Origin of the sequence: Streptomyces sp. NBC_00775 (assembly GCF_036347135.1) — a bacterium.
Classification (GTDB): Bacteria; Actinomycetota; Actinomycetes; order Streptomycetales; family Streptomycetaceae; genus Streptomyces; species Streptomyces lutosisoli.
The window spans coordinates 5,703,119-5,725,871 of the sequence record NZ_CP108938.1 but is presented as its reverse complement, the minus strand read 5'-3'; the positions used below and the strand labels follow the sequence as shown (position 1 = coordinate 5,725,871).

The 22,753-nt window shown below is 68.4% G+C and carries 9 protein-coding genes and 3 rRNA genes; 3 read left to right on the top strand and 9 right to left on the bottom strand.

What is annotated here, in order from left to right; all coding sequences use genetic code 11:
* Positions 1–67: 67 nt before the first annotated feature.
* From rrf to OIC96_RS25460, 4 genes are all read right to left on the bottom strand, one after another.
* A 5S ribosomal RNA gene (gene rrf, locus OIC96_RS25475) occupies positions 68–184 on the bottom strand.
* Between the two features lie 86 nt (positions 185–270).
* A 23S ribosomal RNA gene (locus OIC96_RS25470) occupies positions 271–3,392 on the bottom strand.
* A gap of 314 nt (positions 3,393–3,706) precedes the next feature.
* A 16S ribosomal RNA gene (locus OIC96_RS25465) occupies positions 3,707–5,232 on the bottom strand.
* Together the 16S, 23S and 5S rRNA genes form the textbook arrangement of a ribosomal RNA operon.
* A gap of 677 nt (positions 5,233–5,909) precedes the next feature.
* Positions 5,910–6,458, bottom strand: a complete 549-nt coding sequence (locus tag OIC96_RS25460; RefSeq protein WP_330305629.1) for a MarR family winged helix-turn-helix transcriptional regulator — start codon at positions 6,456–6,458, stop codon at positions 5,910–5,912.
* 145 nt (positions 6,459–6,603) lie between these two features.
* Between OIC96_RS25460 and OIC96_RS25455 the strand changes: the two genes are divergently transcribed.
* Entirely contained in the window at positions 6,604–7,878 is a 1,275-nt protein-coding gene (locus OIC96_RS25455) for an MFS transporter (protein WP_330305630.1), read from the top strand.
* A 72-nt stretch (positions 7,879–7,950) separates the two neighbouring features.
* On the opposite strand, the gene OIC96_RS25450 is transcribed toward OIC96_RS25455, so the two are convergent.
* The 3 genes from OIC96_RS25450 to OIC96_RS25440 all read right to left on the bottom strand — a co-directional run bounded on the left by OIC96_RS25450 (position 7,951) and on the right by OIC96_RS25440 (position 12,273).
* Complete coding sequence (locus tag OIC96_RS25450) at positions 7,951–8,766, bottom strand: class I SAM-dependent methyltransferase (RefSeq protein WP_330305631.1); 816 nt, start codon at positions 8,764–8,766, stop codon at positions 7,951–7,953.
* A gap of 339 nt (positions 8,767–9,105) precedes the next feature.
* The gene (locus tag OIC96_RS25445; protein WP_330305632.1) at positions 9,106–10,761 is read right to left on the bottom strand and encodes an ATP-binding SpoIIE family protein phosphatase; all 1,656 of its coding nucleotides are present in this window, start codon (positions 10,759–10,761) and stop codon (positions 9,106–9,108) included.
* A 132-nt stretch (positions 10,762–10,893) separates the two neighbouring features.
* Positions 10,894–12,273, bottom strand: coding sequence for an NAD(P)/FAD-dependent oxidoreductase (locus tag OIC96_RS25440; RefSeq protein ID WP_330305633.1), 1,380 nt, complete (start codon positions 12,271–12,273; stop codon positions 10,894–10,896).
* 375 nt (positions 12,274–12,648) lie between these two features.
* Between OIC96_RS25440 and OIC96_RS25435 the strand changes: the two genes are divergently transcribed.
* Both OIC96_RS25435 and OIC96_RS25430 read left to right on the top strand, forming a co-directional pair.
* The gene (locus OIC96_RS25435) at positions 12,649–13,428 is read left to right on the top strand and encodes a TetR/AcrR family transcriptional regulator (protein ID WP_330305634.1); all 780 of its coding nucleotides are present in this window, start codon (positions 12,649–12,651) and stop codon (positions 13,426–13,428) included.
* A 352-nt stretch (positions 13,429–13,780) separates the two neighbouring features.
* Positions 13,781–15,730, top strand: coding sequence for a sigma-70 family RNA polymerase sigma factor (locus OIC96_RS25430; RefSeq protein WP_330305635.1), 1,950 nt, complete (start codon positions 13,781–13,783; stop codon positions 15,728–15,730).
* A 116-nt stretch (positions 15,731–15,846) separates the two neighbouring features.
* Here the strand turns inward: OIC96_RS25430 and OIC96_RS25425 are convergent, their stop codons facing one another.
* Both OIC96_RS25425 and OIC96_RS25420 read right to left on the bottom strand, forming a co-directional pair.
* Complete coding sequence (locus OIC96_RS25425) at positions 15,847–19,548, bottom strand: AfsR/SARP family transcriptional regulator (protein WP_330305636.1); 3,702 nt, start codon at positions 19,546–19,548, stop codon at positions 15,847–15,849.
* Positions 19,549–20,312: 764 nt separating this feature from the next.
* Complete coding sequence (locus tag OIC96_RS25420; RefSeq protein ID WP_330305637.1) at positions 20,313–22,406, bottom strand: asparagine synthase-related protein; 2,094 nt, start codon at positions 22,404–22,406, stop codon at positions 20,313–20,315.
* Between the last annotated feature and the right edge of the window lie 347 nt (positions 22,407–22,753).

Sequence of the window (22,753 nt, the reverse complement as noted above, 5' to 3'; positions counted from 1 at the left end):
ACGGTGAACGCGAAAAAGCCCCAACTCCGGGTGTATACCCAGGAGTTGGGGCTTCTTCTTAAAATTTGTTCGGCGGCGTCCTACTCTCCCACAGGGTCCCCCCTGCAGTACCATCGGCGCTGTGAGGCTTAGCTTCCGGGTTCGGAATGTAACCGGGCGTTTCCCTCACGCTATGACCACCGAAACACTATGAAACTGTCAACCGGAGCCGTGGCATAGCTACGACGGTTGTTCGTGGTTTCAGAACCAACACAGTGGACGCGAGCAACTGAGGACAAGCCCTCGGCCTATTAGTACCAGTCACCTCCACCCGTTACCGGGCTTCCAGATCTGGCCTATCAACCCAGTCGTCTACTGGGAGCCTTACCCTCTCAAGGAGGTGGGAATACTCATCTCGAAGCAGGCTTCCCGCTTAGATGCTTTCAGCGGTTATCCCTCCCGAACGTAGCCAACCAGCCATGCCCTTGGCAGGACAACTGGCACACCAGAGGTTCGTCCGTCCCGGTCCTCTCGTACTAGGGACAGCCCTTCTCAATATTCCTGCGCGCGCAGCGGATAGGGACCGAACTGTCTCACGACGTTCTAAACCCAGCTCGCGTACCGCTTTAATGGGCGAACAGCCCAACCCTTGGGACCGACTCCAGCCCCAGGATGCGACGAGCCGACATCGAGGTGCCAAACCATCCCGTCGATATGGACTCTTGGGGAAGATCAGCCTGTTATCCCCGGGGTACCTTTTATCCGTTGAGCGACGGCGCTTCCACAAGCCACCGCCGGATCACTAGTCCCGACTTTCGTCCCTGCTCGACCCGTCGGTCTCACAGTCAAGCTCCCTTGTGCACTTACACTCAACACCTGATTACCAACCAGGCTGAGGGAACCTTTGGGCGCCTCCGTTACTCTTTAGGAGGCAACCGCCCCAGTTAAACTACCCATCAGACACTGTCCCTGATCCGGATCACGGACCCAGGTTAGACATCCAGCACGACCAGACTGGTATTTCAACGACGACTCCACAAACACTGGCGTGCCTGCTTCAAAGTCTCCCAGCTATCCTACACAAGCCGAACCGAACACCAATATCAAACTGTAGTAAAGGTCCCGGGGTCTTTCCGTCCTGCTGCGCGAAACGAGCATCTTTACTCGTAGTGCAATTTCACCGGGCCTATGGTTGAGACAGTCGAGAAGTCGTTACGCCATTCGTGCAGGTCGGAACTTACCCGACAAGGAATTTCGCTACCTTAGGATGGTTATAGTTACCACCGCCGTTTACTGGCGCTTAAGTTCTCAGCTTCGCCACCCCGAAGAGTGACTAACCGGTCCCCTTAACGTTCCAGCACCGGGCAGGCGTCAGTCCGTATACATCGCCTTACGGCTTCGCACGGACCTGTGTTTTTAGTAAACAGTCGCTTCTCGCTGGTCTCTGCGGCCACCCCCAGCTCAGGAAGTAAATTCCCTCACCGGTGATGGCCCCCCTTCTCCCGAAGTTACGGGGGCATTTTGCCGAGTTCCTTAACCATAGTTCACCCGAACGCCTCGGTATTCTCTACCTGACCACCTGAGTCGGTTTAGGGTACGGGCCGCCATGAAACTCGCTAGAGGCTTTTCTCGACAGCATAGGATCATCCACTTCACCACAATCGGCTCGGCATCAGGTCTCAGCCTCATGTGCGACGGATTTGCCTATCGCACGGCCTACACCCTTACCCCGGGACAACCACCGCCCGGGATGGACTACCTTCCTGCGTCACCCCATCACTCACCTACTACAGGTCTGGTCCGTCGGCTCCACCACTCCCCTTTGCCCGAAGGCTCCGGGGCGGCTTCACGGACTTAGCATCGCCTGGTTCGATGTTTGACGCTTCACAGCGGGTACCGGAATATCAACCGGTTATCCATCGACTACGCCTGTCGGCCTCGCCTTAGGTCCCGACTTACCCTGGGCAGATCAGCTTGACCCAGGAACCCTTAGTCAATCGGCGCACACGTTTCTCACGTGTGTATCGCTACTCATGCCTGCATTCTCACTCGTGAACCGTCCACCACTGCCTTCCGGCGCGGCTTCACCCGGCACACGACGCTCCCCTACCCATCCATACGGGCGTTGGCCCTATTGTATGAATGACACGACTTCGGCGGTACGCTTGAGCCCCGCTACATTGTCGGCGCGGAATCACTAGACCAGTGAGCTATTACGCACTCTTTCAAGGGTGGCTGCTTCTAAGCCAACCTCCTGGTTGTCTCTGCGACTCCACATCCTTTCCCACTTAGCGTACGCTTAGGGGCCTTAGTCGATGCTCTGGGCTGTTTCCCTCTCGACCATGGAGCTTATCCCCCACAGTCTCACTGCCGCGCTCTCACTTACCGGCATTCGGAGTTTGGCTAAGGTCAGTAACCCGGTAGGGCCCATCGCCTATCCAGTGCTCTACCTCCGGCAAGAAACACACGACGCTGCACCTAAATGCATTTCGGGGAGAACCAGCTATCACGGAGTTTGATTGGCCTTTCACCCCTAACCACAGGTCATCCCCCAGGTTTTCAACCCTGGTGGGTTCGGTCCTCCACGACCTCTTACAGCCGCTTCAACCTGCCCATGGCTAGATCACTCCGCTTCGGGTCTTGAGCGCGCTACTAAATCGCCCTATTCGGACTCGCTTTCGCTACGGCTTCCCCACACGGGTTAACCTCGCAACACACCGCAAACTCGCAGGCTCATTCTTCAAAAGGCACGCAGTCACGACGCATTGAGTAAACTCAATGCGCGACGCTCCCACGGCTTGTAGGCACACGGTTTCAGGTACTATTTCACTCCGCTCCCGCGGTACTTTTCACCATTCCCTCACGGTACTATCCGCTATCGGTCACCAGGGAATATTTAGGCTTAGCGGGTGGTCCCGCCAGATTCACACGGGATTTCTCGGGCCCCGTGCTACTTGGGTGTCTCTCAAACGAGCCGCTGATGTTTCGACTACGGGGGTCTTACCCTCTACGCCGGACCTTTCGCATGTCCTTCGCCTACATCAACGGTTTCTGACTCGTCTCACAGCCGGCAGACTGTGAAAGAGAGATCCCACAACCCCACATGCGCAACCCCTGCCGGGTCTCACACGCATATGGTTTGGCCTCATCCAGTTTCGCTCGCCACTACTCCCGGAATCACGGTTGTTTTCTCTTCCTGCGGGTACTGAGATGTTTCACTTCCCCGCGTTCCCTCCACATACCCTATGTGTTCAGGTATGGGTGACAGCCCATGACGACTGCCGGGTTTCCCCATTCGGAAACCCCCGGATCAAAGCCTGGTTGACGGCTCCCCGGGGACTATCGTGGCCTCCCACGTCCTTCATCGGTTCCTGGTGCCAAGGCATCCACCGTGCGCCCTTAAAAACTTGGCCACAGATGCTCGCGTCCACTGTGCAGTTCTCAAACAACGACCAACCACCCATCACCCCCGGTTACCACCGGAGTTCACTGGGGCCGGCACTGAAGGCAGCCGTATCGGCCGTACCTTCAGACACCCAACAGCGTGCCCGACACCCTCGCCACTCGTGATCAGCTTTCCACGCCCCGAAGGACAGTACTCACAGCCCGAGATGACTGACGGTGCCGAATAATCAACGTTCCACCCATGAGCAACCAGCACCGGACATTCGCCGATGTACTGGCCTCTGACCTCACCCCGGAGGGATCGGTAAGAAGTGCTCCTTAGAAAGGAGGTGATCCAGCCGCACCTTCCGGTACGGCTACCTTGTTACGACTTCGTCCCAATCGCCAGTCCCACCTTCGACAGCTCCCTCCCACAAGGGGTTGGGCCACCGGCTTCGGGTGTTACCGACTTTCGTGACGTGACGGGCGGTGTGTACAAGGCCCGGGAACGTATTCACCGCAGCAATGCTGATCTGCGATTACTAGCAACTCCGACTTCATGGGGTCGAGTTGCAGACCCCAATCCGAACTGAGACAGGCTTTTTGAGATTCGCTCCGCCTCGCGGCTTCGCAGCTCTTTGTACCTGCCATTGTAGCACGTGTGCAGCCCAAGACATAAGGGGCATGATGACTTGACGTCGTCCCCACCTTCCTCCGAGTTGACCCCGGCAGTCTCCTGTGAGTCCCCATCACCCCGAAGGGCATGCTGGCAACACAGAACAAGGGTTGCGCTCGTTGCGGGACTTAACCCAACATCTCACGACACGAGCTGACGACAGCCATGCACCACCTGTACACCGACCACAAGGGGGCGACCATCTCTGGCCGTTTCCGGTGTATGTCAAGCCTTGGTAAGGTTCTTCGCGTTGCGTCGAATTAAGCCACATGCTCCGCTGCTTGTGCGGGCCCCCGTCAATTCCTTTGAGTTTTAGCCTTGCGGCCGTACTCCCCAGGCGGGGAACTTAATGCGTTAGCTGCGGCACCGACGACGTGGAATGTCGCCAACACCTAGTTCCCACCGTTTACGGCGTGGACTACCAGGGTATCTAATCCTGTTCGCTCCCCACGCTTTCGCTCCTCAGCGTCAGTAATGGCCCAGAGATCCGCCTTCGCCACCGGTGTTCCTCCTGATATCTGCGCATTTCACCGCTACACCAGGAATTCCGATCTCCCCTACCACACTCTAGCTAGCCCGTATCGAATGCAGACCCGGGGTTAAGCCCCGGGCTTTCACACCCGACGTGACAAGCCGCCTACGAGCTCTTTACGCCCAATAATTCCGGACAACGCTTGCGCCCTACGTATTACCGCGGCTGCTGGCACGTAGTTAGCCGGCGCTTCTTCTGCAGGTACCGTCACTTTCGCTTCTTCCCTGCTGAAAGAGGTTTACAACCCGAAGGCCGTCATCCCTCACGCGGCGTCGCTGCATCAGGCTTTCGCCCATTGTGCAATATTCCCCACTGCTGCCTCCCGTAGGAGTCTGGGCCGTGTCTCAGTCCCAGTGTGGCCGGTCGCCCTCTCAGGCCGGCTACCCGTCGTCGCCTTGGTGAGCCACTACCTCACCAACAAGCTGATAGGCCGCGGGCTCATCCTTCACCGCCGGAGCTTTTAACCCCCACCCATGCGGGCAGGAGTGTTATCCGGTATTAGACCCCGTTTCCAGGGCTTGTCCCAGAGTGAAGGGCAGATTGCCCACGTGTTACTCACCCGTTCGCCACTAATCCACCCCGAAGGGCTTCATCGTTCGACTTGCATGTGTTAAGCACGCCGCCAGCGTTCGTCCTGAGCCAGGATCAAACTCTCCGTGAATGTTTACCCGTAATCGGGTGGACACCACGAGAGCGGAACCAAGGAGAGGAATAATCCCCTCGGTTCACAGCGTCCTCGCTGTGCGCCTACCGAACATCGTCCGGCAGGACTTTTTCAAAGGAACCTCGTCCCAGCCGATCGGCCGGAGACGGGGTATCAACATATCTGGCGTTGATTTTTGGCACGCTGTTGAGTTCTCAAGGAACGGACGCTTCCTTTGTACTCACCCTCTCGGGCTTTCCTCCGGGCGCTTCCCTTCGGTCTTGCTTTGTTTTTGTTTCGTTCTTGCGTTTCCGACTCTATCAGATCGTTTCCGGTCCGATTTTCCTCGGTGCTTTCCAGGTTTCCGCTTTCGCGTTTCCCTTTCCGGCGGTTCCGACTCTATCAGATCCTTTCGGGCCTGATTCCCAGTCAGCGGGGCTTGTCTTCGCGGCTGTTGGGCCGTTCCGACGTCCCAAACTTTAGCGGATCCTCTCGGCAGTTCCTAATCGGGCTGCCGTGTCCGAATCGAATTGAATTCGGGCACGCCGAATTCGCCCCGGTCCGGGAGATCGTGCTGGTGGTTTGGGTGCCGCATCAGCGGCGGAGGTGCTACCGAAGAACCGTTACGGCTCCGTGGCAGCTCGAAGAACCTTACGGACCGGGCAGGGTGATGTCAACCGCCGCTGTCAAGATCTTTAATCGAGGTCGCTGAGCCGGCCGCCCGCGTCCGGCTGGGCGTGCTCCACGCGTCGTAGAAGACGGGTCAGAGCCTCGCCCAGGACGCCGCGCTCCTCGGCGGACAGGTCCTGGAGCAGGTCCTCCTCGAAGACCGAGGCAAGGCGCATCGCCTCAAGCCACTTCTCGCGCCCCTCGTCCGTCAGCTCCACGATGACGCGTACGCGATTGGACTCGTCGCGCTCCCGGGTGACCAGCCCCTCCGAGACCATCCGGTCGATGCGGTGGGTCATCGCGGCCGGGGTGAGGCCCAGCCGCTTGGCGAGCTCGCTCGGGCCCAGGCGGTACGGGGCGCCGGCGAGGACGAGTGCCTTGAGGACTTCCCACTCGGCGCTGCTGATGCCGAGTGCGGCGGTCTGGCGGCCGTAGGCGACGTTCATGCGCCGGTTGAGGCGGGAGAGGGCCGAGACGATCTTCTCGACCTGGGGGTCGAGGTCCTGGAACTCGCGCTGGTACGCGGCGATCTGTTCTTCGAGTGTCGGCTCACTGACGCCGGGGGTGTCGCCCATGACCGCAGTATCGCACGCCATCACTTGGCCTTGAAGTCCTTCAAGGTGTACTGTTCACGTTCTAACTTTAGCTTCGAAGTCTTCAGGCCTGCATCCATGCGCCCTGAAGGCTTCACTACCAAGGCAGGTGAAAGTGACCAGGGCGATGGGCGCAGCGATGCGCCGGATCCACGTGGGCAACGCACTCAGCGCGTTCGGGCTCGGCTTTACCGTCCCCTTCCTCTACGTCTATGTGGCGCAGGTTCGGGGACTCGGCTCCATGACGGCGGGCATCGTGCTCGCCGTCTTCGCCGTGGCCGCCCTTGTCGTGTTGCCGTTCGCCGGACGGGCCATCGTCCGGCGCGGCCCGCTGCCGGTGCTGCTCGCCGCTCTGGTCACCGCCGCCTTGGGGGCTCTGAGCCTCGGGCTCGCGAACAGCGCCACGACCGTCCTGCTGTCGGCGGCCGCGCTCGGTGCCGGGCAGGCCGTGATGCAGCCGGCGCTCGCGACGATGATCGTGGACTGCTCCTCGGCGGACACGCGGTCGCGCGCCTTCGCGATGCAGTTCTTCCTGCAGAACCTCGGGTTCGGTGTCGGTGGTCTGATCGGCGGCCACATCGTCGACACCTCGCGGCCGGGGTCGTTCACCCTGCTGTTCTCGATCGAGGCGGCGATGTTCCTGCTGCTCGTCGTGATCATGTCGACCGTACGGATGCCGCACGCGCCGCGGATCAAGGGTGACGCGCCGCAGGCCAAGGGCGGCAGCTGGAAGCGGCTGCTCGACAACCGGGCCATGGTGCAGCTGTCCGTGCTGGGCTTCGTGCTGTTCTTCGCCTGCTACGGACAGTTCGAGTCGGGGCTCTCCGCGTACGGCGTCGAGGCGGCCGGGATCTCCACGTCCGCGCTCGGTACGGCGATGGCCGCGAACACCGCGGTCATCGTGATCGCGCAGTTCGCTGTGCTCAGGTTCGTCGAGCGCAGGAAGCGGTCCCGGGTGATCGGCGCGGTCGGTCTGATCTGGGCCGTCGCGTGGCTCGCGGCCGGGTACGCGGGCCTCGGCCACGGCAGCCAGACCATGGCCACGGCGGCCTTCATCTCGACGTACGCGCTCTTCGGACTCGGCGAGGCGATGCTGTCGCCGACCGTCGCACCGCTGGTCGCCGATCTGGCGCCGTCGGGCATGGCCGGTCAGTACAACTCGGCCTTCGCCCTGGTGAAGCAGCTCGCGCTGGCGATCGGTCCCGCGGTGGGCGGTCCGATGGGGGCGTCGCTGCACGGCCCGTACATCGTGACGTTCCTTCTCTTCTCGCTCGGCATCACGTTCCTGGCCGTGCGGCTCGGTCGGCAGCTCACCCCCGTGCAGAACCAGCCGTCGCTCGCGAAGAGCCGGGTGGTCGCGCAGGGCGGGACACCGGCGGAGCCGGTCCCGGCGAGCGCCTGACGGACGACGGACGGGCAGACGTACGACGGCCGCCACCACGTTTTCGGACGTGGTGGCGGCCTCTTTTGTCTCTCAGCGGACCCCCGTCAGCAGGTTGGCCGTAAAGGGGAGCGTCGCGCTGCCGTCGGGGGCGGTGCGGTCCGCGAGGTGTTCATGGACCGCTCGGCCCGCGCGTACGAGGGCGTCGTCGCCTTCGTTGTCGACGATCGCCTGGCCCCAGGACGTCGACGAGAGCTGGCCGGGGGCGTACTCGGCCAGCGGCGGGAAGGCGATGCCGAAGCTGACCTCGCGGCAGGTGACGTCGTGGAAGCCGGCGGTGCGCAGGGCGGTGGTGAGGCGTTCGGCGGTGCCGGAGAAGGCGCCCTCGTAGTCCGCGGCGATCTCTGGGCCGCCGTACTCCTTGACGGCCTCGTACTGGGCCACGAAGTACGGGATCAGGCTCCTGGCGGCCCAGGTGGTGGCGGCGAAGCGGCCTCCTGGGCGGGTCACTCGGGCCGTCTCCGCGAAGGCGGCATCCAGGTCGGGGAAGAACTGGACGCCCTGCTGGCACACGACCGCGTCGAAGGTGGCGTCCTCGTAGGGGAGGTTGTCAGCGGGGGCCGCCGTGAACGCGATGTCCGGGTACATCCGGGGCGCGCGTTCCCTGGCCACCTTCACCATGCCGTCGTTGACGTCCGCGCCCGAGACGCGCCCCGCCGGGCCGACCCGGGCGGCTGCCGCGCGGGCCGCGAAGCCTGTGCCGCATGCCAGGTCCAGGACCGTGGCGCCGGGGAACAGGTCCACGGCGTCCAGCACCGCCTCCACGAAGGGGGCCATGAACGGCGCGGCGTACTGCTCGTAGCGCTCAGGAGCACTTCCTTTGAGCTGAAAGCCCGTTTCGTCTGCCATGGGGGAGCTATTAGCACCGGGCGGGTCAGACGGCTAGGTGACGCGCGGCCCTGTCCCCACGAGGGTTCCTCGCCCCCGCCGCCCCTACCCGTCCCATCCGTTCCTGGGGGCTGCGCCCCCAGACCCCCGCTAAAAGATTGCGCAGTTCCCCGCGCCCCTTTTAGGGGCGCGGGGAACTGCGCGAACGGCCCCCACCGGCCCGCAGACGAACGAACCCGGGCGGGCGGGGGATCGCGGGGCGAAGCCCCGCGCCTTCAGGGGCGCGGGGAACTGCGCAATCTTTTGCACCAGCCCCCACCCACCCGCAGCCGACACACACCACACCCCTGGCCCAAGCTCTCAGTGTTCCCCGCGCGGTAGCGCGAACTCGCACCACACCGCCTTGCCGCCCCCGGGGGTACGCCGCGACCCCCAGCCGGAGGCAATCGTGGCGACGATGGCGATCCCACGGCCCGCCTCGTCGGCAGGATCGGCACGGCGTCGCCGCGGAAGGTGATCATCACCGTCCGTGACCTCGATGATGAGGCGCCGGTCAGTGCGCCGCAGGCGCAACCGCATGGGTGGCGTGCCGTGTTGCAGCGAGTTGGCGACAAGCTCACTGGCGGCCAGGACCCCCAGGTCATGCAGCTCGGCCGGAAAACGCCAGCTCGTCAGAACGCCGGAGGCGAACGCACGCGCGCGTGGCGCCGCCTCCACACCCCCGAGCAGCTCCAGGGCGGCATTTCGGAAGAGCTCGCTGTCCGGCCCCGTACGGGCGGGGTGCTGGAGGACCAGGACCGCCACGTCGTCGTCGTGGTCGGCCGTGACACCCGCCGAACGGACAAGGCGGTCACAGACCACCTGGGGGGTGCCGGTGGCGCCGGCGAGGGCGCGCTCCAGGGAGGCGATGCCCTCGTCCAGGTCCTCGTCGCGGCGTTCGACCAGGCCGTCGGTGTAGAGGACGGCGGTGGAGCCGGGACCCAGCGGCACCGAGCCCGAGGCGTGCAGCCAGCCGCCGGTGCCGAGCGGCGGCCCGGTGGGCTCGTCGGCGCGGTGGACGGTGCCGCTCTCGTCGCGGACCAGGATGGGGAGGTGGCCCGCCGAGGCGTACACCAGCCGCCCCTCGTTGGGGTCGTGGACGGCGTACACGCACGTGGCGATCTGGTTGGCGTCGATCTCGGTGGCGAGGCCGTCGAGGAGTTGCAGGACCTCGTGGGGAGGAAGGTCTAGGCGGGCGTAGGCACGTACGGCCGTACGGAGCTGGCCCATGACCGCCGCGGCGCGCACCCCGCGGCCCATGACGTCGCCGATGACGAGCGCCGTACGGCCGCCGCCGAGGGTGATCACGTCGTACCAGTCGCCGCCGACCGCGGCCTCCGTGCCGCCGGGCTGGTAGGTGGCCGCGATGCGCAGGTCGTCGGGCTCCTCCAACTCCTGGGGGAGGAGGGAGCGCTGGAGGGTGACGGCCGTTTCGCGCTGGCGGCGCTCGCTGGCACGCAGTCGCTCGGCGGCCTCGGCGTGGTCGGTGACGTCGGTGGCGAAGATCAGTACGCCGCCGCCCTGGCCCTCGGGGGAGGTGTCGACCGGCGTGCAGGTGAAGGTGTAGGAGCGGCCGCTCTTCACCTTGCGGGACTTGACCGTGCGGGGCTTCGCGCTGCGCAGTACCTGGTCGAGGAGCGGCAGCAGGCCGAGCTCGTCCAGCTCGGGCAGCGCCTCGTGCGCGGGCTCGCCGACGGGGCGCACGCCGAAGGCCGCCGTGTAGGCGTCGTTGACGTACGCAAGGCGGTGCTCGGGGCCGTGCACGAGGGCGACGAGCGCGGGGACGCGGTCGAGGACCTCGCGCACCGGCAGCTCGTCGACGGCGAGCGCGGGCGGCGTGTCGTCGGTCAGCTGCTCGGCGCGGGCTGCGGGCACGGAGCCTTCCCCTCGTCGGTCCGGGGAGACCGTGTGCTCGGTCCGCGCTGCGGCGCGGCGCTGCGTTCCGGGGAGCCGGGCGCTCCAGCGCGTGAAGTTCACAGTGGGGAAAGCCTCGTGGGATAGAAGGGCGAGCGGTGGGCCCGCCCAAGGTCGTGGACCAGTCTGGCAGTCTGGCCGACCGGGCCGACATCCGTCAGACGCCGACCCGACCGGTGGAGTTCCTGGGTCCGGTCAGGACGACCCCTTCGGGTCGAGCTTCGGGTCGAGAGGAGGCTTTCCACCGGCCGCGAGTTCGAACTCCGCTCGGGGGTGTTCGAGCGAACCGAGGGACACGATCTCCCTCTTGAAGAGCCCCGCCAGGGTCCATTCGGCGAGCACACGAGCCTTGCGGTTGAAAGTCGGCACCCTGCTCAGGTGGTAGACGCGGTGCATGAACCAGGCAGGATAGCCCTTCAGCTTGCGCCCGTAGATGTGCGCGACGCCCTTGTGCAGTCCCAGGGACGCGACCGAACCGACGTACTTGTGGGAGTACGTCTCCAGCGCCTCGTCCCGCAGGGAGTGCGCGATGTTGTCGCCGAGGACCTTGGCCTGACGCACGGCGTGCTGGGCGTTGGGCGCGGTCTCCTTGGCGGGCTCGGCGGCGGTGACGTCGGGGACGGCGGCGGCGTCTCCCGCGGCCCACGCGTGCGTGACGCCGTCGACGGTCAGCTGGGGAGTGCACTGGAGGCGGCCGCGCTCATTGAGGGGCAGATCGGTCGCGGCGAGGACCGGGTGCGGTTTCACTCCGGCGGTCCACACGACCGTACGCGTCGGGAAGCGCGCGCCGTCACTGAGGACGGCGACCCGGTCCGCGCACGAGTCGAGGCGGGTCTCCAGGCGTACGTCGATGTTGCGACGGCGCAGCTGGGTGACCGTGTACTTGCCCATCTCCTCGCCGACCTCGGGGAGGATGCGGTTCGAGGCCTCGACGAGGATCCACTTCATGTCCTCGGGCCGGACGTTGTGGTAGTAGCGCGCGGCATAGCGGGCCATGTCCTCCAGCTCGCCGAGCGCCTCGACGCCGGCGTAACCGCCTCCTACGAAGACGAAGGTCAGGGCCGCGTCGCGGATCGCGGGGTCGCGGGTGGAGGAGGCGATGTCCATCTGCTCGATGACGTGGTTGCGCAGGCCGATGGCCTCCTCGACCGTCTTGAAGCCGATGGCGTAGTCGGCGAGTCCGGGGATCGGGAGGGCGCGCGAGACCGAGCCGGGGGCGAGGACGAGTTCGTCGTACGTGATCTGCTCCGCGCCCGCGCCCTCCTCCTCGGTGGCGAGCGTGGTGACCGTCGCGGTGCGCTTGGCGTGGTCGATCGACTGGACCTCGCCGATGAGGATCCGGCACTGGTCCAGGACCCGGCGCAGCGGGACGACGACATGGCGCGGCGAGATCGAGCCCGCGGCGGCCTCGGGAAGGAACGGCTGATAGGTCATGTACGGCTCGGTCGAGACGACCGTGATCTCGACCTCGCCCCGCTTCAGTTCAGGCTTCAACTTCTGCTGCAGGCGCAGGGCTGTGTACAACCCGACGTAGCCGCCGCCGACAATGAGAATGCGCGCACGTTCCTTCACCATCCCATGACGCACCCAGCTCTTGCGTTTGTCCACAGGCCCGACAATTTGTGTGACCGGCCGCCGACAACGCGCAGGGTTGGCCGATTTGCCGGAGTCCGAGGAATATTCGCAGGCCAGTGGGGGTGCACGGGGTGCGCGGAGGGGGCGCAATCGGGACGTAACCGTCCCGTACTCCGATCGGGGGGCGCTCCGTGCGGAACCTGCCCCTTCTGAATTGACCCCCTCTCAACTATGTTCGTGTGTCGACGGGGTGTAGGGGGATGCGCTCGACGAGTCCGCAGGGCGGGCTCGTGCTCACAAGCTTGTTCCGCACGCTCCGGCTGCCAATGGCGGGGAGAGTCTCCGGGGGGAGACGTCATTACCGGGGGAACACTTATGCACATTCAGGATTCTCATTGGTCTTCCGCGTCTGCCATCGCGTCCGGTGGCACGGTCGGCGCGGCGGCGAGCGGCAATGGCCGCGGTCCGGGTGAAGGATCGCGTACGACGCCGCTGCGCGTGGACGCACAGCGCAATCTGGAACACGTACTGCGCGCGGCGCGCGAGGTCTTCGGCGAGCTGGGGTACGGCGCGCCGATGGAGGACGTGGCGCGGCGCGCGAGGGTCGGTGTCGGCACGGTGTACCGGCGCTTCCCGAGCAAGGACGTCCTGGTCCGCCGGATAGCCGAGGAGGAGACCTCCCGGCTGACCGACCAGGCACGTGCGGCGCTCGGCCAGGAGGACGAGCCGTGGTCGGCGCTCTCGCGCTTCCTGCGCACGTCGGTGGCCTCGGGCGCCGGGCGGCTGCTGCCGCCGCAGGTGCTGCGGGTCGGCGTCGCGGAGGACGGTGCCGAGGCGGACGAGGCGCGGGTGCCGCAGCAGCGGTCCGGGCTCACGCCCGAGCTGCGGCTCGTCGAACAGCGGCCGGTGCCCGAGGAGGAGTCGGCTGTCGTGGCGGCGGACGACGCCGGTGCGGCGGCACTGCTCGAGGTGGTCGGCCGACTGGTGGACCGGGCGCGCGCGGCGGGCGAGCTGCGGGCGGACGTCACCGTGGCGGACGTTCTGCTGGTCATCGCGACGGCGGCACCCTCGCTGCCGGACGCCGCCCAGCAGGCCGCGGCTTCGTCCCGGCTGCTCGACATCCTGCTGGAGGGGCTGCGCTCACGTCCGGCGTGAGCGTCCCTTGAGTACCGGGCCATCCCGGGAGAACCGGACCTTCCTGCGCGCGGGTGCTGCGCCACTCGCGCCAGGTGCTGCACCACTCGCGTACCGGGTCCTGCACCACTCGCGCACCGGGTACGGCGGTCAGTGGAGCCCGCGACAGCGAGCTCCGGACCTTCAGGCGTAACGGCAACTCCCGTGCGCGGGCCGTTCGTTGACTATTCCCCAAAAGAGTGACCACTAGTGCTGTCGTGTGGCAAGTCCCCACGGACGAGTGGTTGGTCCGTACTGGGGAGCCGCACCCCTGAAGCGTGTGGCACTCTTTCCCGGTATTCGGGTCCGAGTGTGCAGGCGGGGGCTTTCCGCGATGAGTGTTGACGGGCGGGACGAGTCACTCGGTGACGGTGGCGCGGAGACCGGCGGGCCGCCCTCACAGCAGGTGCCGAGCCAGGGTGGCCCCTCGACGGGCCGCGCGGCGCCTTCGGGCGACAGCCGCCCGGACCCCAGCGTTCCCTCGCAGCGCGACCGCTTCGACCGGCGCGACGTCGGCGCCCTGCCGCCCCCGGCCGATCTGCCCCTGGTCGATCTGCCCCCGTCCGACGCCGATCTGATCGAGCGGATGCGCGCGGGTGACGACACGGCGTACGAGGCGCTGTACCGGCGCCACGCGGAAGCCGTGCGCCGCTACGCCCGCACCTGCTGCCGGGACGCGCACACCGCCGACGACCTCACCGCCGAGGTGTTCGCCCGCATGCTCCAGGCCGTACGCGGCGGCAGCGGGCCCGAGCACGCCGTACGCGCGTATCTGCTGACCACGGTCCGCCGTGTCGCCGCGAACTGGACGACGTCGGCGAAGCGGGAGCAACTGGTCGACGACTTCGCGGTGTTCGCCACGCAGGCCTCCCGCGGTTCCGAGGTGTCCGACGACGACACATTGGACCTCGGCGCCGACGTGCACGCGATGCACGAGGCCGAGCAGTCCATGGCCATGCAGGCCTTCCGCTCACTGCCGGAGCGCTGGCAGGCCGTGCTGTGGCACACCGAGGTCGAGGACGAGTCGCCGAGCGAGGTCGCCACGCTCTTCGGACTCGACGCCAACGGCACGCGCGTACTCGCCAGCCGCGCCCGTGAGGGCCTCAAGCAGGCCTACCTCCAGGCGCATGTGAGCGCCACGCTGAGCATGGACGAGGAGTGCGCGCGCTACGCCGACCGGCTCGGCGCCTACGCCCGCGGCGGGCTGCGCACCCGCGCCGAACGCGGGCTGCGCAAGCACCTGGAGGAGTGCGCCAAGTGCCGGCTGGCCGCGGGCCAGATCAAGGAAGTCGCCGGCGGGATCCCGGCGGTCGTGCCGGTCGCGGTCATCGGCTGGTTCGGTGCCGCCGGCTACGCGAAGGCCGTCGCCCTCATCGCCGGTGGCGCCGGAGCGGGTGCGGCCGGAGCCGCGGGCGCGGCAGCCGCGGCGAGTGGCGGCTCGGGCGGGGCGAGCGCGGGTGGCGGCGCGGCGGCCTCGGAAGGACTCGGCGCGCCGGTCAAGGCCGGTATCGCGGCGGGTGTCGTCGCGGCGGCCACGGCGGTGGCGGTGGCACTCGCCCTGTCGGGCAACCACAGCCCAGCCAAGAAGCCCGAGGCCAAACCGGCCACCTCACCCGCCGTCGAGGCGCCACTGCCGTCGCCGAAGCCCCCGAAGAAGACGCCTACGCCGAATCCGCCGGTCGTGGTCGCCCCCGCCCCGACTCCCACGCCGACGCCTTCCCCGACGCCCAAGCCCACCCCGAAGCCCACGCCCAAGCCGTCGCCAACCCCCACCCCGACGAAGGCGAAGGCGAAGCCGAAGCCCACGCCCAAGCCGACCCCGACCCCGACCCCGACGCCCCCTCCCGCACCGGTCGTCTACCAGTGGAGCGAGCTGGAGTACGGCGTCAACGGCGACCACACCAAGCCCGAGATGCGGCTCGGCGAGAGCAGCTGGGTGTGGCAGCGCGACGGGGTGTCGATCGCGAACACGACGTACGCGCACGGGGTGACCGTCCACGGCCAGTCCTCCGTCACCATCGACCTCAACCGCAGCTGCTCCTCGTACGACGCGATGGTCGGCGTCGACGACCTGACGATGGGCCTCGGCAAGGCGCGCTTCTCCGTGTACGCCGACGGGTCGCAGCTGTGGCAGTCGCCGCTGATCGAGGGCGGTGACCAGGCGATCCCCGTCCATGTGAACCTCACCGGCCACAAGACGATCCGCCTCGTCGTCGAACCCCACTCACCGTTCGACTCGGCGGCACTGGCGGACTGGGCGGAGTCGAAGTTCCTGTGCCAGTGAGCGGGCACGGCTCTGGCGCGCGTGAGCGGATGCGGCTCCGGTGCGCGTGAATGGGCCCGGCTCCGGTACCGGGGAACACGCGGGCGCTTGTGCGTGAATGAGATGAGCCCGGGCCGCTAGTCGGCGATGGGGTGCTCATTCAGCGCCTCGGCCAGGTCCCGCAGCGCGTCATCCGTGGCGAAGTCCGAACCCTTGGCCCGCTCGGACTCGTAGCGGACAGGTCCGAGGGCCGCGAGCGCGGCTGCCTCCGTACGCTCGGCGTGGACGCGCTCGCGCGGGGGACGCGGATGGCCGCCGCGCCAGCGGGCACCGGCGGCGAGCAGACGGATCGCGTGCGGGTGATCGCCCAGCTCGGCCAGGAGGCCCGCCCCGACATCGAGGAAGCCCGCCTTCACCACATCGGCGCACCGCATGTCCACCGCATCCCGGAGGGCGTCGAACAGCTTCCGCAAACCGCGCTCCGGACCCGACTCGGCGGTCGTGACGAGCGCGTCCACCCAGTTCAGCGCCGCCACGAACTGCGGGGGCGGGGTCCCTTGGAAGCCATCCTCGCGCGCCTGCTCGCACAGTTCGCGCGCGGAGGCGACCTCGCCGTCGTCCAGCGCGATCTGGGCCCGCAGCAGCCGGACGAACGCCCGGGAGTCCGTCACCCCGTACCGCTCGGCCGCCGCACTCGCCTCGTCCAGAGCGGCCAGCGCCCGGGACCGCTCGCCCGCACGATGGGCGATCTCGCCCAGCCGCGCCATGAGGAACGGCGTCTCGGCATACGCGCCCACCTCGAAGGCGAGCCGCAGCGCCTCCTCGTACTCCCCCTTCGCCTCGTCGAACAGGCTGCGCGCCATCGCCGCCTCACCGGCCGCGCTGCACACCTGGGCCCGCATCCAGCGGTCCCCCACCCTGCGGCTGAGCACCCGCAGCTCCGCCAGGTCGTCGTCCACTCCGTCCATACCGCCCGGGGCATCGACGACCATGTGCGTACGGAACATCAGGGTGACGCCGATCTCCCACTCGCCCCCGTACGCACGGCAGTTGGCGACCGCCGCGTCCATGACGGGCCGCAGATCGTCCGCGCCGCCCAGGAAGTAGGAGGCCATCGGCCAGATCAGTCCCGGCATCCGGGCCGCGTCGGGGCCGCCCTTCTCGAAGACGGCCCGCACCCGCTGGATGTACTCCCGCATCGGCCCGTCCACCCGCCCGTCCAGCGAGCCGACGTCCATCTTCATGAACAGGTGGAACAGCCGCATCCGCATCCGCACCCCGCGCAACGGGTGCGCATCGCGCTCGGGGGCGTCGAGGAAGGCCGCCACGGGGTCGACGGCGTCCAGCTCGGCGAGGAGGGCGTCACCGGAGACGGGCCGAGACCCGACGGACAGCGCGCCCTCTCCAGGCTCTCCAGGACCTGCGCCCGTGTCTTTCCGGGCGCCCATGGTCGTGCCGGTCCGGGTACCCATGCTCGCGCTCGTCCGGGAGCCCATGCTCGTGCCCGACCGACTGCCCACAGCGGCGCCAGTCCCCAGGCCCACGGCCGGCGGCCCCCCTGGGGCGGGCGGCGCACCGGGCCCGGTCGCGTCGAGCATCGCGCCCAGCCGCAGCACGAGGTCCGTCCATTCCGTGCCCTCGCGGCGGAAGTTGCGCAGCCACCAGAACCAGCCCATGGCGAGGACCAGGGCACCGCCCTCCTCCTCGTCACCGGCGACGACCGCGCGGAAGAGAGCAGCCCTGATGTTGTCGAGCTCGGTCTCCAGCCGCCGGATCCACGGGAGTTGCTCGGCGGAACGCAGCAGCGGCTCGGCCTCCTCGACCAGCGAGCGCACCCATGCGCGGTGCCGCCGCTCGGCCGAGGCGCGCAGTTCGGGGACCTCCGCGGCGCGCTCGGTGGCGTACTCGTGGATGGTCTCCAGCATGCGATAACGCATGCCGCCAAGCCGAACGCCATCTACGTAGCCGTCGCCATCCCCATAGCCGCCTCCCTCCCCATCTCCATCTCCATCTCCGTCTCCGTCATACGGGGTGGCGACGATCAGGGACTTGTCGACGAGCGCCCCGACGAGATCGGCCGCGGGCCCGGTGCACACGGCCTCCGCGGCCGCCAGGTCCCAGCCGCCCGCGAACACGGACGCCTCGCACAGCACGGTCCGCTCCCGCTCGTCGAGCAGGTCCCAGGACCAGTCGACGACGGCGCGCAGGGTCTGCTGGCGGGGCAGCACCGTGCGGCTCCCGGAGGTGAGCAGCCGGAAGCGGTCGTCGAGCCGGTCGGCGATCTGACGAGGGGTGAGCAGCCGCAGCCGGGCGGCGGCCAGCTCGATGGCCAGGGGCAGACCGTCGAGCCGCCGGCAGATCTCGTCCACGGCCGCCGAGTCGTGGAACGCGACGTCGGCGTCGGGGCGCACGGCCGACGCCCGCTCCATGAAGAGGCGGCGCGCGGGATCGGGCGGCAGGGGCTCGACCGGGCGCACCAACTCGCCGGGCACGCCCAGGGGTTCACGGCTGGTGGCGAGGATCGTGAGCCCCGGGCAGTGCGTCAGCAGAGTCTCGGCGAGCTCGGCCGCCGCGCCGATGACATGTTCGCAATTGTCAAAGATCAGGAGCTGGCTGCGCTGGGCGCAGTACTCGACGAGCAGGGCGACCGGGTCGTCCTGCGGGACCGCCATCTCGTTGGTGATCAGCACGGTTTCGCGCAGACCGAGGGCACTGACCACGGCGCCCGGGACCGCCTCGGGCCGGTCGAGCGGGGCCAGCTCGACCAGCCACGCCTGCGGAAGCCCGGCGGCGGCTTCCTCGGCGAGGCGGGTCTTTCCCGAACCACCTGGTCCGGTCAGGGTGACCAGGCGTGCCCTCTGAACATCCGAACGGATGGCTCCGAGTTCGGGTTCCCTCCCGACGAATGCGTTCAGACGAGGACGAATGTTCCCGTTCCGTGGGGCCCGGAAGAGATCGCCCGACTCGACGGAACCGGCGGGCGCCGCCCCGCCCGCACGAGCTTGGGGGCGAGCTGTGTCCTCTGGCCGAGCCGCCTTTCCCTTCCCATTCCCCTGCCCGTACTCCTGCCCCTGCCCGTACTCCTGCCCGTGCCACTGCCCTTGCTCCGGTTGCGGGTTGCGCTGTGGGTCCAGCAACTCCGCGTGCAGTGCGCGTAGTTCCCGCCCGGGATCCGCTCCCAGACCGTCCATCAGCCCGCGGCGCACCCCCTCGTACGCAGCCAAGGCATCCGCGCCTCGGCCGGCGTCGCGCAGGGCGCGGATGAGCAGGACGTGCAGCGCCTCGTCGTATGGGTGAGCCGACGTCAGTTCCTTCAACTCCGGTACGACGTCGGAGGCGCGGCCGAGCCGCAGGTCCGCGTCGACGCGGGCTCGCGTCGCCTCCAGGCGGAGGGCCTCCGGGCGGGTCGCGGCGGTGCGGTCGGGGAGGTCGGCGAGGGCGGGGCCGTGCCACAGGGCGAGGGCCTCGCGGAGGCGGTCGGCGGCGGTTGTGGCGTCACCTTGGTCGAGTGCGGCCTTGCCCTGCCCCACCAGTCGCTCGAAGACGAACAGGTCCACGTCGTCCTTGGTGGCCCGCAGGCGGTAGCCGCCCGCCTCGGAGGTGACCGTGTCCTTGCCGATGGCTCGGCGGAGGCGGCCGACCAGGGCCTGTAGGGCTGCGGGGGCGTCCTGTGGGGGATCGTCCGCCCACACCTCGTTGATCAGGGTGTCCGGGGTGGTGGTGTGTTCTGGGCGCTGGGCCAGGGCCGTGAGCAGCGCGCGTACGCGGGGGCCGCCCACGGTGATCTGGGCTCCCCGGTCGTCCTCCACCTGGGTGACCCCCAGAATCCTGTACCGCACCCACCCATTCTCACCGTCCCCGCAACCCGCGGCATCGGCTTTCCCCGGCGAGCCTTGTCGGGCACGGTCTCTGGTAGTCGGCTTACCCGTCGCGGTGGTGCAGGCAATTGCGTTTCTCGCCCCCGCCGCCCCTACCCGTCCCATCCCCAGGGGCTCCGCCCCTTCGACCCCGTTCGGTTGTGTGTCGGGTGCGGGTGGGTGGGGGCTGGTCGCGCAGTTCCTCGCGCCCCTTGGGTGGGTGGGGGCTGAGGTTGTTGGTCGACTGCAGGCCCGTTCGGGCTGGGCGCGCCGTTCCCCGCGCCCCTTGGGTGGGTGGGGGTGAGGGTTGCTTGTCGACTGCGGGTCCGTTCGGGCTGGGCGCGCCGTTCCCCGCGCCCCTTGGGTGGGTGGGGGTGAGGGTTGCTTGTCGACTGCGGGTCCGTTCGGGCTGGGCGCGCCGTTCCCCGCGCCCCTAAAGGCAAAAGCAAAGGCGCGGGGCTGCGCCCCGCGATCCCGCACCCGCCCCCAGGTCCTTCTTGGAGCCCCACCCACCCGCACCCGGCGACGCACGACGGCCCCACCCACCCTCACCCGGCAGGTACGGCGCGCGGTCGGCGACGTACGGAAGGGGCCGTGCCGGTACGTCCAGCCCGTCGCATACGTGGTTATGGCCAAGTTCATGCTGTGGCAGCAAGCAGCAATGCCCACCGGCGACGGGCTGGACGTACCGGCACGGCCCCGACCCACCCACGCCACCGAACCCAACCGAACCGAACCAAACCCACCTACCCTCGAACCGCCCCCGCCCCCAACGCCCGCCCCTGCGGCACAATCCCGGCCGGCACGGCGCGCTGTCGGGCGGGTGTTCCCGTCCAGCAGGTTCCCCGTCGGGCCAGCAACCGGCGTAGCCAGAGTTCCAGGGAGACCAGATCGGCGAGACCGTCGAGGGGCAGGGGCTCGCCCTCCGCGGCCGCGCGGAGCGCCTTGCGGACGACGCGGGCCTCGACGAGGCCCGCCTGGGCGAGCAGGGGTGTGTCGAAGAGGGTGATCAGGGAATCCGCGGCCACCCGCAACCCGGTGCGTGCGGCGGCCGCCGAGGACGCGTGGGACGGTGCGCCCCACCCGGGGGGCAGATCCGCCACCCCGGCCCCCTCCAGCACCGTACGGAGGATCGCCGCGCGAGCGCCCGGCTGCACCCGCAGCGCCTCGGGAAGGTCACGGCACGCGCGTACCACCTGGTTGTCGAGGAACGGCGTGTGCAGCCGCTGGAAGCGGATCTCGGCGGCCTGCTCCAGGACGCGTAGATCCGCCGCGTGACGCGCGAGCGCCGCACGCGCGCGGAAGTCGCCCGGCCGCTGCCCGGGCCCGACCCCCGGCCGCCCCGTCGCCCCCTGCAGGCGAACCGATACTTCAGCAAGCGCCTCACCGGTCAGCCAACGCGCCGCGGGCCCGGGCCTGGCCCAGGTGAGCGCGGCGAGCGACGCCCCCACGGCACCCCCCGGCTCCTCGAACCGCCGGTGCAGCAGCCGGTCGGCGAGCACGTCGACGCCGGTGCGGTACGGCGTACGGGCCAGCTTGCGCGCGGCGCCGTACACGCGCGCGGGGACCATCACCGAACCGTCCGCCTTCGCCAGCGCCGCGACGGGCCGCACCAGGTGACGCCGTTTGCGGTCCATCAACAGGTCCGCGAGCCGCGCCGGATGGGCGTCCAGGACCTGCCGCGCCCCGTACCCGGTGAAGTGGTCCGCGCTCCCGGCCGACAGCCGCGCGCGGTGCCGGGCCGCCGTCACCAGTGACGGGCCCGGTTCGTCCGTCAGCGGGCCCTCCAAGTCGGCGTAGGGGAGCACCTCTTCGCCCCCGGTGACGACCACATGGTGCAGCCGGGGATTCGCGGCGAGCGTCCCGGCCCGCTCCAGCTCGGCCTCCCGCCCGCTGACGGCAAGGTCGTTGAAAGTGACCGCGAGAAGTCGTTCGCCGGCGCCCGTGCCGTGCCCCAGAACAGTCCCCGGCGCCCCCGGAAGCCCAGCGGCGAGCAGCGCCAGCGTCCCCGAAGCGGGCCCTCCGGAGAGGTCGGCGCCGATCCCCGGCACCGGCATCCCGCGCGCGGCGCGCCGCTCGGCGGGCCCCATCCCGGGCACGGGCCCGGGGTCCACATCGGTGCCCGGCACATGACGCGGCGCGGCGAGACGCGCGCGTACGGCCTCTACGAGGGCGTCGCGCACAGCGTCCACGGCGCTCGTGGGGTCGGCCGAGGGTGCCGCGACCGCGAGGGAGGCGACCGGCTCGTACCCGGCGATCTCGCGCGCCCCGGCGCGCAGGATGAGCGTGTGCCCCGGCGGGATGCGCCGCACGCCGTCGTACGGGGTCGAGTCGTGCACCGCGGCCGGTACGTCGGGGGCGGCGAGCAGGGCCGCCAGGTGCCCGAAGTCCAGGTTCGCCTCGATGAGGTCGGCGAGGGGGAGCGCGGCGGTCGCGTAGGCCGTGCCGCCCGCCCAGGGGGTGTAGAACACGGGCCGCGCGCCCGCGAGATCGCCGCAGACGGTCACCCGCCGGCCCACCTGGACGACCGCCGTATAGCTGCCGGCCCAGTTGGTCAGATGCCGAATCGCCCCTCCGCGCGCGGCGAACAGCCCGACGCGCAGCTCCTCGTCGGAGGCTCCGCAGGTGCCGAGTACGGCGATACGGTTCTGCGCGTCGGCCTTCACGACGCGCACCTCGTCGGGACGCCAGTCGCCGACGGCCCAGAGCGGATCGGGGTCGCCCCACAGGAGTTGGGAACCCACCGGGTGCACGGTCTCGCCGTCGCTTCCGGTGGCGCCCGCCGAGCCGATCTCAGGCGCTCTGGCGACGGTGCTGCTCCACCCCACCAACCATCGCATCGCCGCCTCCACAGGCTGTGGACAACCAGTGCACCGTACGAACTCGGCACCATGCTGCCACGAAGGACGCGTGTGGGAGGGCTCCTGCGGCGGCTTGCGCTCCCTGAAGTGCGCCCCCGCGCGAGCGCCCGCGCCGCCAAGAAGCCGACGCACAACCGATGTCGGGCGAAGTCGAGCCGCCGCGCCGCCGACGAGAGGCCGCCTCCGGGCAAGCCCCCGGGGCGACGTCCGGGCAACGTCCGGGCGACGTCCAACCCCCGCCGGGCCGACGCGAATGCGCCCCCGATACGCTCCCCCAAAACACCCTACGCGCCCTCAACTGACGTGGTAGGAGCCCTAATTGCCTC

What these genes read in the sequence shown, in the direction of transcription:
- OIC96_RS25460 (WP_330305629.1), bottom strand. Translation starts at nt 6,458, where the DNA reads ATGGGCGACACCCCCGGCGTCAGTGAGCCGACACTCGAAGAACAGATC.
- OIC96_RS25450 (WP_330305631.1), bottom strand. Translation starts at nt 8,766, where the DNA reads ATGGCAGACGAAACGGGCTTTCAGCTCAAAGGAAGTGCTCCTGAGCGC.
- OIC96_RS25455 (WP_330305630.1), top strand. Translation starts at nt 6,604, where the DNA reads ATGGGCGCAGCGATGCGCCGGATCCACGTGGGCAACGCACTCAGCGCG.
- OIC96_RS25430 (WP_330305635.1), top strand. Translation starts at nt 13,781, where the DNA reads ATGAGTGTTGACGGGCGGGACGAGTCACTCGGTGACGGTGGCGCGGAG.
- OIC96_RS25440 (WP_330305633.1), bottom strand. Translation starts at nt 12,273, where the DNA reads ATGGTGAAGGAACGTGCGCGCATTCTCATTGTCGGCGGCGGCTACGTC.
- OIC96_RS25420 (WP_330305637.1), bottom strand. Translation starts at nt 22,406, where the DNA reads ATGCGATGGTTGGTGGGGTGGAGCAGCACCGTCGCCAGAGCGCCTGAG.
- OIC96_RS25435 (WP_330305634.1), top strand. Translation starts at nt 12,649, where the DNA reads ATGCACATTCAGGATTCTCATTGGTCTTCCGCGTCTGCCATCGCGTCC.